Annotated in this window: 14 protein-coding genes and 2 pseudogenes; 5 read left to right on the forward strand and 11 right to left on the reverse strand. The window is 66.5% G+C overall.

The genetic code is table 11. The annotated features are described in order from the left end of the window. Nucleotides 1-79: 79 nt before the first annotated feature. Nucleotides 80-907, forward strand: coding sequence for a PhzF family phenazine biosynthesis protein (locus tag AB0N05_RS31390; RefSeq protein ID WP_364700546.1), 828 nt, complete (start codon nt 80-82; stop codon nt 905-907). 201 nt (nt 908-1,108) lie between these two features. On the opposite strand, the gene AB0N05_RS31395 is transcribed toward AB0N05_RS31390, so the two are convergent. Next, entirely contained in the window at nt 1,109-2,020 is a 912-nt protein-coding gene (locus AB0N05_RS31395; protein ID WP_364700548.1) for an ADP-ribosylglycohydrolase family protein, read from the reverse strand. A gap of 302 nt (nt 2,021-2,322) precedes the next feature. On the opposite strand from AB0N05_RS31395, the gene AB0N05_RS31400 reads away from it, so the two are divergent. From AB0N05_RS31400 to AB0N05_RS31410, 3 genes are all read left to right on the forward strand, one after another. Next, complete coding sequence (locus AB0N05_RS31400) at nt 2,323-3,120, forward strand: acyl-ACP thioesterase domain-containing protein (RefSeq protein ID WP_364700550.1); 798 nt, start codon at nt 2,323-2,325, stop codon at nt 3,118-3,120. 95 nt (nt 3,121-3,215) lie between these two features. Next, on the forward strand, nt 3,216-3,956 hold the full coding sequence (locus tag AB0N05_RS31405; RefSeq protein WP_364700552.1) for an SDR family oxidoreductase: 741 nt from the start codon (nt 3,216-3,218) through the stop codon (nt 3,954-3,956). A 41-nt stretch (nt 3,957-3,997) separates the two neighbouring features. Next, the gene (locus AB0N05_RS31410) at nt 3,998-4,960 is read left to right on the forward strand and encodes an RNA polymerase subunit sigma-70 (RefSeq protein WP_364700554.1); all 963 of its coding nucleotides are present in this window, start codon (nt 3,998-4,000) and stop codon (nt 4,958-4,960) included. Between the two features lie 10 nt (nt 4,961-4,970). Here the strand turns inward: AB0N05_RS31410 and AB0N05_RS31415 are convergent, their stop codons facing one another. From AB0N05_RS31415 to AB0N05_RS31430, 4 genes are all read right to left on the reverse strand, one after another. Then, the gene (locus tag AB0N05_RS31415) at nt 4,971-5,675 is read right to left on the reverse strand and encodes an alpha/beta hydrolase (protein WP_364700556.1); all 705 of its coding nucleotides are present in this window, start codon (nt 5,673-5,675) and stop codon (nt 4,971-4,973) included. A gap of 33 nt (nt 5,676-5,708) precedes the next feature. Continuing rightward, entirely contained in the window at nt 5,709-6,674 is a 966-nt protein-coding gene (locus AB0N05_RS31420; RefSeq protein WP_364700558.1) for an alpha/beta hydrolase, read from the reverse strand. A 42-nt stretch (nt 6,675-6,716) separates the two neighbouring features. Further along, on the reverse strand, nt 6,717-7,448 hold the full coding sequence (locus AB0N05_RS31425; RefSeq protein WP_364700560.1) for an alpha/beta hydrolase: 732 nt from the start codon (nt 7,446-7,448) through the stop codon (nt 6,717-6,719). Nucleotides 7,449-7,556: 108 nt separating this feature from the next. Further along, nucleotides 7,557-8,573: a GlxA family transcriptional regulator gene (locus AB0N05_RS31430; RefSeq protein ID WP_364700563.1), complete on the reverse strand. Its 1,017-nt coding sequence runs from the start codon at nt 8,571-8,573 to the stop codon at nt 7,557-7,559. Nucleotides 8,574-8,651: 78 nt separating this feature from the next. On the opposite strand from AB0N05_RS31430, the gene AB0N05_RS31435 reads away from it, so the two are divergent. Beyond that, nucleotides 8,652-9,248: a TetR/AcrR family transcriptional regulator gene (locus tag AB0N05_RS31435; protein WP_364700565.1), complete on the forward strand. Its 597-nt coding sequence runs from the start codon at nt 8,652-8,654 to the stop codon at nt 9,246-9,248. 1 nt (nt 9,249) lies between these two features. Here AB0N05_RS31435 and AB0N05_RS31440 read toward each other — a convergent pair whose 3' ends face one another. From AB0N05_RS31440 to AB0N05_RS31465, 6 genes and pseudogenes are all read right to left on the reverse strand, one after another. Further along, nucleotides 9,250-9,702 (reverse strand): nitroreductase/quinone reductase family protein, encoded by a 453-nt coding sequence (locus tag AB0N05_RS31440; RefSeq protein WP_364700567.1) that lies wholly within the window; start codon nt 9,700-9,702, stop codon nt 9,250-9,252. A gap of 243 nt (nt 9,703-9,945) precedes the next feature. Beyond that, a complete protein-coding gene (locus AB0N05_RS31445; protein ID WP_364700570.1) occupies nt 9,946-10,893 on the reverse strand; it encodes a hypothetical protein in 948 nt (315 codons plus the stop codon). A 155-nt stretch (nt 10,894-11,048) separates the two neighbouring features. Next, a complete protein-coding gene (locus AB0N05_RS31450) occupies nt 11,049-11,576 on the reverse strand; it encodes a GNAT family N-acetyltransferase (RefSeq protein WP_364700572.1) in 528 nt (175 codons plus the stop codon). 52 nt (nt 11,577-11,628) lie between these two features. Then, a pseudogene (locus tag AB0N05_RS31455) lies at nt 11,629-11,796 on the reverse strand (DUF1990 domain-containing protein); the annotation flags it as partial. Nucleotides 11,797-12,052: 256 nt separating this feature from the next. Further along, a pseudogene (locus AB0N05_RS31460) lies at nt 12,053-12,164 on the reverse strand (DUF1990 family protein); the annotation flags it as partial. A 53-nt stretch (nt 12,165-12,217) separates the two neighbouring features. Then, a complete protein-coding gene (locus tag AB0N05_RS31465; RefSeq protein ID WP_364700574.1) occupies nt 12,218-12,844 on the reverse strand; it encodes a DedA family protein in 627 nt (208 codons plus the stop codon). Nucleotides 12,845-12,884 lie beyond the last annotated feature (40 nt).

Raw genomic sequence — 12,884 nt, forward strand, 5'->3', positions numbered from 1 at the left:
CCAACTGGTCGCATGGTTTGGCTCGCCGTGAACTGCTTTGTCCTGGGCAGTAATTGAAACGGCGGGTACTTTGTGCCGCATGGAGGTCCTGCTGCATCAGATCGACGCGTTCGCGGACGCACCGTTTTCAGGCAACCCCGCGGCGGTCATGCCGCTGCTGTCCTGGCTACCGGACGAACTGCTGCAACACCTCGCCGAGGAGAACAATCTGGCGGAGACGGCCTTTTATACCTCGGCGTTACCGGCGGACGCCGGTGCGCCGCCGGACAACTCGCCCGCCTTCCATCTGCGGTGGTTCACCCCGGCGGTGGAGGTGGATCTGTGCGGGCATGCCACGCTCGCCTGCGCCGCACAGATTCTGGAGGACATGCACCCGGGCGCGGATCGCGTGCACTTCTATACGCGCAGCGGCTGGCTGCGGGTGGATCGGGATCGCGATGAACTGATCCTGGATCTGCCGGTGGTGAACTCGGTGGAAGTCGATGTGCGGGAAGATATTCCGAGCTCCTGCGCGAAGGCCATCGGAGTGCGCGCGCTGCGGGCCTATGAGGGCACCGATGTGGTGCTCATCCTCGGCTCCGAACTCGAAGTGCGCGAGGCCCGCCCGAATTTCGCGGCCTTCCCCAAGACCAATCGGGCCGTCATCATCACTGCTCCCGGCCAGAACACCGACTTCGTCTCCCGAGTCTTCGCCCCCGGCGTCGGCATCCCCGAGGACCCCGTAACCGGTTCCGCCCACGCACAACTCACCCCCCTCTGGGCGAAGACCCTCGGCCACACCACCCTCACCGCGCGCCAACTCTCCCAGCGCGGCGGCTTCCTGCGCTGCACCCTCAGCGGCGAACGAGTCCGTCTCTCCGGCCGCTGCCGCCGCTACCTCGACGGCGTAGTCCGCCTCCCGGACTGAACAATTCGCGCGCACCCGAGTCGCTCCAAGATCAAGGAGCTCTCATGGCGGAAAATGATGCCGATTCCCGCCACCAGTGCTCCCTGATCTTGGGAGACAGGCGCGGTAAGCGACCACGAAGTCCGCGCCACCCGGTGGGCACTGCCACGGCTGCCTGGTGGCCAGTGGCTGCGCCCGCCACGGCCGCACGCGAAACCCCGTTCAGCGCGTGATGATTCGGTGTGTCAGAGCCACCAGGTCGTCGGCGCGGTAGCCGGGGTAGCCGTGGAGGAGGGCTCGCCAGTCTGCGGGGATTGCCGATGCGCCCCACTTCGCGCCGAGTAGGCCGCCCGCGATGGCTGCGGTGGTGTCGGTGTCGCCGCCCGCGCGGACCGCGAGTTCCAGTGCGGCGGGGAGGGAGTCGGCGTGGGTGATGGCCCACCAGGCCGTTTGGAGGGCGTGCACGACCCAGCCGTTTTTCGGGAAGTCCGTGGGTTCGCCGTGTTCGGCGGTGTCCAGCAGCGGACCCCAGAATCCGGCGTCGACGTGTGAAAGTGCTTCGCGCAGACCGTCATAGGTGCCGTGAAGGATCGCGTGCCGGATGGCCATCGACCAGATCTTGCATGCCTGCATGGCCTGCGGGTCGTAGTGGGTGAGGGAGCTGACCAGGGCCGCCGCCTTCGCCAGATGCGCTTCATCGTCGAGGTAGGCGAGGGCGACCGGCGCGGTGCGCATGAGCGACCCATTGCCCGCCTTCAGCCCGCCCAGATCGTGCGCGTGGATCTGCATCTCGCGCCCGGTCGGGCTGCGCCACTGCAAGACCTGGCTGGTCTGGAAGCCGACATCGGCGGGTTTGGAATCCCACCAGGTGATGAACCCGGCGGCCACGGCGTCCAGCCCGGCCTCGTCATGCAGCGTCCCGGCCTCGGCCGCGCCGATCGCCACCGCGACCGCCATGGAGGTGTCGTCGGTCCATTCCCCCGGAGCCCAGTTGAACGCACCGCCGCCCTTCATATGGATCGCCACATCCGGACCCGGGTGCGTGAACTCGTATCCGGCACCGAGCGCATCCCCGGCCGCCGTCCCCAGCAGCACGCCCTCGGCCCGATCGATCTGCTCCGCAGTCAATTCCATCGGCGTCCCGACCCTCTTCCATTCGATGAGCTCGCCATCCAATCTCTCACGAACCTACGACGCTCCCGGCGTCGCCCGGCCGGGACCGCGAAATACGTACGGATTCCACACGGTGGTGAACGCGGCCCGGCTCGCTCGCGTACGGCCATGGTGAGGGGGTTCGAGCACGCCGGTGGGCGCTGCCCGGGGTCGGCACGGTTCTTGCATTACGCTTCGGGTGACTCCGGCGCAGCGTTGCCGCCACGGTCGTTCAGTGCATCCCCGCTCCCCCGTAAACGGATGGAATTTCCGGAGGTTTGCCGATGTCGAATCAGGTCGCCACCCCGCCCCGCGTGGCCGCTTCGGACCGCGAACCGCTACTGCGGCCGCTGGCCCCGGTGCCGTCGAGCGGGCATATCTTCGACGTCACGCGGCGATTGGGCACCGTGGACATGGACGAGAACCAGGGTCTGCGGATCGATGGGATCGCGCGGCAGATTCAGGACGCCGGGGTCGATCATCTGGTGCATTGCGGGGCGCTGGAATCGCATCCGCACTGGATCGTGCGGCGGACGGTGATCGATGTGATCCGGCCGATCACGTGGCCCGCACAGCTGCGGCTGCGGCGCTGGTGCTCGGGGATCTCCCCGCGCTGGTGCACCATGCGGGTCCGGATCGATTCGGACAATGGCGGGCTCATCGAGACCGAGGGGTTCTGGATTCATATGAACAAGGAGACGATGAGCCCCTCGCGGGTGGAGGACAAGTTCTTCGAGCTCATGTGCACCACCACCGATGAGCAGCGGCTGCGCTGGCGGCAGTGGCTGGACGCGCCCCTGGATGGTGTGGCGGGCACGCGATTTCCCTTGCGGCGCACCGATGTCGACCACTTCGGGCATGTCACCAATACGGCGTACTGGCATGCGGTGCACGAGTTCACCGCAGACTCGGCGGACATCACGCGGGAGCCACATCGGTTCGTGCTCGAATACAACAAGCCGATTCGATACGGCGAACAGCTCGATATTCATGCCGAACGGCGTCCGGACTCGCTGAGCCTGTGGTTCGCGGTCGAGGGCGATGTGCGGGCCGTCGCGCAGCTCCGACCCACCGTCATGTGACCCACATCACTCGATAGTTTTCGATCGCGGCGACGGATTCCGCCCCGGCGGCTGGTCTAGATGTGGACCGAATCCGACTACCTCCGGAGTATCCGATGTCCGCTCCATTCCAGACCGCCGTCGTCACCGGTGCCAGCCGCGGCTTCGGGCGCGCGATCGCCGCCGCGCTCGTCGCCTCGGGCAGCACCGTCATCGGCATCGCCCGCGATGAACAGCAGCTGCGTGCCGTACGCGAGGAACTCGGCGAGCGATTCATTCCGCTCGCCGCCGATGCCACCGAGGAAACCCTCGCGCACACCGTCATTCGCGACTATCAGCCCACCCTGCTGGTCCTCAATGCCGGGGCCGCACCGCTAATGCTGCCCGTGCAGGAACAGACCTGGGACACCTTCAGCCGCAACTGGAATACCGATACCAAACACGTATTCGCCTGGACGAGAGCCGCATTGCTGGCGCCGCTCGCACCGGGCAGCGTGGTGGTGTCCATGTCCAGCGGGGCCGCGCTGTTCGGGTCACCGCTCAGCGGCGGGTATGCCAGCGCCAAGGCCGCCATTCGATTCATTCGCGGGTACGCCGAGGAGGAATCGGGTCGCGCCGGGCTCGATATCCGCTTCGCCGCGCTCATGCCGAATATGACGCCAGAGACCGACCTCGGCACGATCGCGGTCACCGGGTACGCGGCGCGCGTGGGCGTCTCACCGGAAGCGTTCGTCGCCGGGCGGTCCCAGCCCATCCTCACCCCGGAACAGCTCGCCAAGTCCGTCCTCGAGGTCGCCGGAAACCCGGACAGCGCACCGGAATACCGGGTCGAAGGCGTCGGGTTGCAACCCGTCTAGGCGAACCACAGCTCCCCACCGAACTCCCCCGGAGACCCGAGATGCCCTCGAACACCGAATTCGCCACCGCCACCGAGCCTTTCCGCCCGGAACTGCTCGCCCACTGCTACCGCATCCTCGGCTCGATCCACGATGCCGAAGACCTGGTGCAGGAAACCTATGTGCGGGCGTGGGGCGCATTCGATCGGTTCGAGGGCCGCTCCACGGTGCGGCGCTGGCTCTACAAGATTGCCACCATGGCCTGCCTGACCGCGCTGGAAACCCGCTCCCGGCGGCCACTTCCCTCCGGATTGGGTGCACCCTCCGATGATCATCGGATCGCAGTCGCCCCGCGCGAGCCGACCCTCGAATGGCTACAACCGGCCCCCGACTTCGGTTTCGGCGCGGTCGACCCCGCCGCCATCGTGGCCGGCCGCAGCGGAGTGCGGCTCGCTTTCATTGCCGCACTACAGTTCCTGCCCGCCCGGCAGCGGGCGGTACTGACCCTGCGCGATGTCCTGGCCTTCCGCACCGCCGAGGTCGCCGACATGCTCGAGATGTCGAATGCGGCCGTCGACAGCGCGCTGCGGCGGGCCCGATCCCGCCTGGCCGAGGCCGGGCCGGTGGAGGACGATCTGGCCGAACCCTCCGAGCTGGCCCGCCGCGCCCTGGTGGACGATTTCGTCGACGCGTTCACCCGGGCCGACCCGGACGCCCTGGTGACCCTGCTGCGCGCCGATGTCGAGCTCGAAATGCCGCCGACCCCCACCTGGTTCACCGGCCGCGACGCGGTCATGGGTTTCCTCGCCACGCGGGTCATGCGCGAAAACCTGTGGCATCAGATACCCACGACCGCCAACGGCCAGCCCGCCGTCGTCGTCTACAAACGCGCGGACGATGGGCGGTACGAGGCCTACGGAGTGCACGTCCTCACCCTGATCGGGTCTCGGATCGCACGGATCACGGCATTCAATGATCCAAGCCTCGTATCGGCCTTCGGTCGCGCGGAGGTGCTCACGCTCTGAACGCGAGCGACTACTTGGCGGCCAGGCCGATCAGATCGGCGACCGCCTCGGGCTGCGAAACCGACACCGCGTGTGAGGCGTCGATCTCGACCACGTGCGCGCCCGCACGCTCGGCCATGAAGCGCTGCACCTGCACCGGAATGTTCTTATCTGCCGTGGTGATCAGGCTGAAGGAAGGCACCGACTTCCACGCCGCGGCAGCGGCCGGTTCCGACAGAGCGGCCACGGCCACCGGGCGCTGCGTCGCCGCCATGAGCTCGGCCGTCGCGGCGGGCACGTCGTCGGCGAACTGCTGCGGGAACTCGGCCGCGCGGATGTAGAGCTCGGTCCCCGCCTCCGCACCCGGGATCGGGTAGGACGCCGGGCGCGTGGTCGGGCCCAAGGTGGAGCCCGGGAACTTATCGGTCAGCTGGAGTGCGCTCTCGCCCTCGGCGGGAATGAACGCGGCGATGTAGACGAGCGCGGTGACATTGGACTTGCCCGCGGCCGCGACGGTGATGACGCTGCCGCCGTAGGAGTGACCGGCCAGCACGACCGGACCGGCGACATCGTCCAGCACCGAGGCGATGTAGGCGGCATCACTGTCCAGGCCGCGCAAGGGGTTCGCGGCGGCGATGACCGAATGTCCCTGGGCGCGAAGGCGTTCGATGACGCCGTTCCAGCTCGACGAATCGGCGAACGCGCCGTGCACAAGCACGATGGTGGGGTTGCTCATGACTGCTCCGAATCTGTGGGTGGTGCGGGAATGTCAGGCCGGGTACAGCGCGGACCGCAGGGTCGCGACCGCCTGTGCGACAGCGGCTTTCGCGGCATTGGTGTCATGCAGCGAATTGACCATGACGAAGTCGTGGGTGATGGCGCCGTAGCGCACCTGGGTCACGGGGACACCGGCCGCGCGCAGCTTGCCCGCGAACGCCTCACCCTCATCGCGCAGCACATCGGCCTCGGCGGTGATGACCAGGGCGGGCGGCAGACCGGTCAGCTGCTCGGTGGTCGCGCGCAGCGGGGACGCGGTGATCTGGGCGCGGTCCTCGGCGCTGGTGGTGTACTGATCCCAGAACCACTTCATGCCCTCGCGAGCCAGGAAGTAGCCCTCGGCGAACTGGTGGTAGGAGCCGGTATCGAAGTTGGCGTCGGTGACCGGGTAGAACAGCACCTGCTGCGCGAAGGAGACATCGCCGCGCTCCTTGGCCATGAGGGTCAGGGCGATCGCCATATTGCCGCCGACCGAATCGCCCGCGACCGCGATGCGGGAGCTGTCCAGGCCCTTGTCCGCGCCATTCGTGGTGACCCACTGGGCGATTCGATAGGACTGCTCATTGGCGACCGGGTACCGCACCTCCGGCGAGCGATCGTATTCGGGGAAGACCACGGCCGCATGCACGCCGACGGCGAGATCGCGGACCAGGCGGTCGTGGGTGTGCGCGTCGCCGAAGACCCAGCCCGCGCCGTGCGTGTAGATGATCACCGGGAGGATGCCCTCGGCGCCCTGCGGCTTGACGATGCGGGCGCGCACCGAACCGGTCGGGCCGCCCTCGACGGTGATCCATTCCTCGTCGATCTCCGGCTTGAAGATCGGCGAATCCTGCACCGAGTCAACCGCCTTGCGGCCTTCCTCGGGCGGGAGCTGGTAGAGGAACGGCGGCTGCGAGGTCGCGTCGACAAACTCCTGCGCGGCCGGTTCGAGCGAAATACCCAGCGGATTTCCAGACAAGACAGTGCCTTTCTCCAGGACAGAGTTGAAAAGTGTGTTCGATCAGGCCAATTCGGCGATCGCGTCGGTAATGACCCGCGCCACCTCGGCCGGATGGGTCTGCATCACCAGATGCGGGGCGTCGATCTCCACGACCGAACGCAATCCCGCCCGCTTGTAGCCGAAACGCTCCACATCGGGATTGATGGTGTGGTCGGCGCTGGACACGATTCCCCAGCCCGGCTTGGTCTTCCACGCGACCGCCGAGGCTGGCTCACCGAATGCGACTGCGGACAAGGGCCGCTGCGAGACGGCGAATACCCGAGCCTTGGCCGGATCGACACCGGCGGCGAAGATCTCGGGAAACGCGTCAACCCGTACCGACACATCCGTGCCCGGCGCGCCGCCGTCGACCGGATAGGGCTGGTAGACCAGGTTGGCCGCGAGCTCCGAATCCGGGAACAGGCCCTGCAATTGCCCCAGGCTCTCATCCTGGTCCAGGGCGTATCCGGACACGTAGACGAGGCCGACGACATTGTCGGCGACGCCCGCGACCGTGATGACCGCGCCGCCGTAAGAGTGCCCGGCGAGCAGGACCGGTCCGTCGATCTGCTCCACGAACGACCTGATGTAGGCGGCATCGGCGGACAGACTGCGATCGAAAACGGGCGGCACGGCGACCCGATACCCCTGTGCGAGCAGTAGTTCGGTGACCGGGGCCCAGCTGGCGGCATCGGCGAAGGCACCGTGCACAAGCACGATGGTCGGGCTCGAGGGTGTTGATGCGGAGGGCATGGCGTTTCTCTCCAATGCTCGATCGACGCGCGGATGGTGCTGCGCCTCAATCATTTTCATCCGGAAACGCTCGCCCGGCCCCTCACCGAGGGCCGTAAACCCCTCCGATCAGGACACGGCTTCCAGGATTTCCGAGTCCGCGCCGGTGATCGAACCGGTCGAGCGGAAGCGCTGCTGATACTTGCGCGGGGAGATGCCGAGGCGCGCGACAAACGCGCGGCGCAGCGCCTCACTGCTGCCATATCCCGCGGTCATGGCCACCTCGGTGACGCTCCGCCCGGCGTGTAGCAGGTCGCGGGCCAGACCGAATCGGATGAACGCGACGTACTCGACGGGCGAGCGCTCGAGTTCCGAACGGAACAGCCGGGTCAGGTGCCGAGCGCTGACGCGGGCGTGCTCCGCGAGACTCTGAACCGTATGCGGGAAGGCGGGATCCGCGCAGATCAGATCGACCACGCTGCGCACCAGCGGGCTGCGCGGGACCGGACCGCTGAGCGAGGCCGAAAACTGGGATTGGCCGCCGGAACGCTGCATGTACACCACCAGCAACTGCGCCACCCGCCGGGCGATATCGGGACCGTGGTCCTCCTCGACCAGTGCCAGCGCGAGGTCCACGCCCGCGGCCACTCCGGCCGAGCTGTACAGATTGCCGTCGCGCACGAAGATCGCATCGGGTTCCACGGAGATCGCCGGGTACCGGCGGGCGAGGTCCGCGGTGAACTTCCAGTGCGTGGTCGCGCGGCGACCGTCGAGGAGTCCCAGGTCCGCCAGCACGAACGCGCCCGCACAGATCGACGCGATGCGCCGCGTGTTCCACGACAGGTGCCGGGCGGCCTCCAATAACTCGGGTGTCACGAATTTCGCGGGCGGCAGCTCGCTACCCGGGATCACGATGGTGTCGAAGCGTCCCGCGTCGACGGCGGCGCAGCTCACCTCGATGCGCGCGCCGATGGAGGTCTGCACGTCCCGGCCGTCGGCGGAGATCAGGACCACTTCGTAGCCCGCCACCGCCTGATTCGCCTCCACGAAAACCTCGGCGGGTCCGACGAAGTCGAGCATCTTCACGCCGTCGAACACCAGAATGCCCACTCGGCGGCGAGGCATATCAGAGATCTTTGGGGACATGTCAACCAGTATTATGGAGGCGTGCCTCCAAAACAAGGCGATGAACGTCTCAACCGGACAATTGGTACGGTGAGCCCCATGGGACGGCCACGACAGTTCGACGAATCGAGCCTGCTCGACGCCGCGACGGAACTGTTCTGGTCGAAGGGCTTCGACAACACCTCGGTCGAGGACGTCTCCCGCGCGACCGGCGTCGGCAATGGCAGCGTCTACTCCGCCTACGGTAATAAGCGCGGACTCTTCCTCGCCGCCTTCGAACGCTACTGCGATCGTCGCGCGCGCTTCGTCCGCGAGACGATCACCGCCGCCCCCGGCTCGGCCCGCTCCGCCGTGCACGCCCTCTTCCGCGCCGTGATCGAAGACTGCGCCGCCCAACCCGGCCGCCGCGGCTGCCTGATGCTCAACAGCATTGCCCAACTGGCCGGGCACATCCCCGAAGTCGTCACCCTCGGCGCGCGCACCACCACCGCCATGGAACTGAGCGTCGCCGACCGCCTCCGCACCGCCGCCGGGGGACTCGACGAGGCAGCACTCGCCACCCTCAGCGCCAACATAGTGATGGCCTCCCAAGGCCTGATCCAGTTGAGCCGCTTGGGAATTCCCGCCGAGCGGCTCCAGGAAATCGCCGAGGTCTCCGCCGACGTCCTACCCGCAGCCTGGGCGGACCGCGTCTAGCTCAAGTCGCGGGAACGATCCTCACCATGGTCGTGATCGCGGCCGCCTTGCGGATCTCCTCCGCATTCGGCGTCCCATCCGCATTGCGGCCGACCCCGTAGTACTTCGAATCACTCGGCATGGCGTGCAAGAACTTCGACAGATTCTCCGCCACCACCGCGACATCCGTAATGGGCGTGGCAATCCCCCGCTGCGTCTCCCCCGCAATCAACATGTCGACGGGAGCCCCGCCCCGCAAATTGATCCACCACTTGCTGTCCGTATAGCAGGTGACGGCATCCCCATCCCGCACATACCGAACCACGACAACATATTTCGTCCCGCTCTTACGACCGGTGACAGTCATCATCATCGTGTTCCCGCTCATCACCCGATGCAACGGCGACCGCAACACCTTCTTGACGAACCAGTTCACATATCCGGGCACTGTAGGCGGAGCGGTCTGGACGCTCATAACGATCCCCCTGCGTATTCATTCCGGCAAAACGGTGATACGTACCGCCCGCGACTTTACGCCTCAGCCCCAAACCGACCCCACCGCAAGCCATAACCACCCTGCAGTCGCCCCCCGCCTCAGGTCCACCAAATCAATTGCCTACCAATAGCATTGGTGCCGAATCCACCCCGACCGAACCGCAGGCCTTCTCGACAGCTGCAGGGGCTGTAAGGCCTGCAGCTGTCGAGAAGGCCTGCAGCGTCATCGTGTGGGCGGGGTGGGGGTCCAGCGACCGGTGCGGTGGGAACGGGCGGCGGTGGTGGCGGCGGAGGCGAGGCGGGTGCGGAGGCGGTCGGGGGAATGGAGGTCGCTCCAGGTGATGCGGACTACCAGCCAGCCGAGGGCTCGGATGCGGTCCTCGCGCTTTTTCTCGTCGAGGATCACTTGTTCGAGGGGACGGCCATTGCGAAGATCGGACTGGTATTTGATGGCGCCGTCGAATTCGATGACGATGCCGAGCTCGGGAAGGAGAAGGTCCACTCGGGCAATCCAGTTACCTGTGTCGGTCCACAGCTCGGCCTGCGGATGCGGGGACGGCAAGCCCAATTGGTGCAGGAGCACGCGGGTCCAGGATTCGCCGGGACTTTCGCTGCGGCCATCGAGGAAGGGCAGAACCGCCCGGGCTCGCTGGACACCGGTTCTTCGCCCGGCGCGGAGAAGCTGCTCGGACAGCGCCGCACTGTCGACGAGGTCCGCGTGCAGGGCTGCATCGCCCACCATGACCGCCCACTCGAAGGGCAGTGATCGGGCCAGATCTATGACGGTTCGCGCAACCGAGGTCACACGCATGCCCTCGAGCAGGACGATCTCATCATCGGTGATCGATATCCCGTGCAGCAGCAACTGCCGACTGGTTCGCCCACCGCCCTGACGATTTCGCGTGAGATGCACTCGCTCCAACAGGTGCCGCAGCACCGGAAGCCCATGGAGCACGGCCGCAGAGGAGTGACTGACGACCGACTCCGGGCTGGCGGCCTCTACCACCGCCCGCACCAGCACCGCATGCTGCTCCTCCGCCGACAACTCCACCTCGGTACGCAGATAATGCCCACGCCGCACCCGCCGAAAGGCCGGACTATGCATGAGTTCCCGATCCGAAAGCCCACCCGCCAACGCATCACGCCGAGAAACCGCCCGAGGAGTCACCATCCCACGATGCTCGCCCCCACCCCCTCCCCCCAAAACCCCCCACCCCCGATCTGTGGACAACCGACCGCAGTGTGAACAACCTGATTCCAGAGGTTGCAGGCCTTCTCGACAGCTGCAGGGGTTGTAACCCCTGCAGCTGTCGAGAAGGCCTGCGGCTATTGGAGGGTCGATTCGGTGAGGTCTCGGAGGTACCAGTTGAGGGGGCCGTGGGTGTCGTCGGTGCGGTGGCTGAAAGTGAAGTGGGTGCGGTGGGCTACGGCTTGGGAGGCCAGGTTTTCGGGGGCTATGCGGAGAACGGCTTGGGTGGCGAAGTGGGAGTCGGCGAGGAGGGTGCAGGCGAGATTCACCGCATGGGTGGCGATTCCCCGACCCCGCCAGGGCGGGTAGATGCCGTAGCTCAGATTGGCTTGGCCGGGCGCGAGGCAGGAGAGCTGGCATTTCGCGTCGATCAGGCCGGTCGTGGTGCCGGTGGACAGGTCCTCCACGGCGAACGCCCTGACCGGCGCGTCGGATTCCCAGTCTCTGACGCAACGGTGAAAGTAGTTCGCGACGCCCTCGGGAGTGCTGCGGCCGCCCGTATACCAGCGCACGAGGTCGTCATCCTCCGCCGCGAGATATACCGGTGCATCGGCGAGGACGACCGGCCGCAATCGGATGAATCCATCGCTGATCACCCACCGCATGAATGCTGAGACTACTGCTGAGCGGGCGCTCAGACCGGAAATCGATGTGATGTCATGACCCGACCGGAATGAATACTCGCAAGTAGCGACGGCGGTAGAAACGCTGAGCCACCAGCAGCGCGGGAAAGATCAGTCGCCACGGGCCGCGCGGAGCGGGACGGGTGAGGGAGCGCAGGGTCAGGTAGATGACGTCCATGGCATCCCGTTGCAGCACAAAGGCTCCCGAGGTCTCTCAGTTTTCCGACAGCATCGTGATTGAAGCGGTAAAGTCGTTCCAGTTCAACCACTTTCCACCCTGTGCCCAGGCGACGCAGGGTTCCCTCCCCCACCCGCACTTCGGTCGGGTGGGCCAGCGTCCGGAGGGACACGCCCCACGGGCCGGCTTCTGCACTGTGCAGTAACCGGAACCAGGACATGCGCACGATCGGCAGCCTGTGTGCTCCCACATCTGTAGGCGCACGCAGGATCACTTAGCCGATCAGCGACGCTTCCTCGCCCGAAACAGGGTGACCCGGAAGAGTGCCATAGGCGAAGCCCGCTCGATCGGGCCTATCGACCACAGCCCCGCCGCACCGGCTCGCGCACCGCGAACGCCTGCACGGCGGGGCTGGTCGCGCCGGGCGGGTCGTAGGTCAGATCGGTCACTGCTCACTCCGTGACAGTTCGGCGGCCCGGCGGTGCTGGTGCCACTTCCAATAGATCAAGGCGAGCACGGCAATCACCAGTAGGACGACCGCAAGATCGGAATCGACTCGTTTCAGGATTGCCGTGAAGGATTGGCCGACAAGGTATCCCGCCAGCACCATGAGTGATCCCCAGAGAATCGCGCCGACGGCGCTGGCCAGCACGAAGCGGCGGTACGACATCGGAGACATCCCGACCAGCTGCGGCAACATGGTCCGAAAGAACGTGCTGAACCGCCCGAACAGAATCGCCCAATCCCCCCGCCGTTGCAGGAATTCCCCAGTCTTGTCCAGCTTCTCGCGATACCGATCGAAGATCGGCCGCTGCAACAGCCGCGCGCCATATCGATTCCCCAGCGCATAACCGATGCTCGCACCCACGATCGCCGACACGATAACCAGCCCGAACGTAGTCGCGAGCCCCAGATGACCACGACTCGCCGCCACCCCGGCCAGAATCGCGGCGGTATCCCCCGGCACCAGCAGCCCGAACACCATCGCCTCCTCGGCCGCCACCAGCAGCCCCACCACGAGGTAAGTCCACACCGCAGGAAAGTCGAGTATTCGCTCCACCAGCGAGTCCATACCCGACGACGCTAATCGGACAACCCGGGCTACCTCGCCC

The sequence above is a fragment of the Nocardia sp. NPDC051030 genome, assembly GCF_040683015.1.
Lineage (GTDB): Bacteria > Actinomycetota > Actinomycetes > Mycobacteriales > Mycobacteriaceae > Nocardia.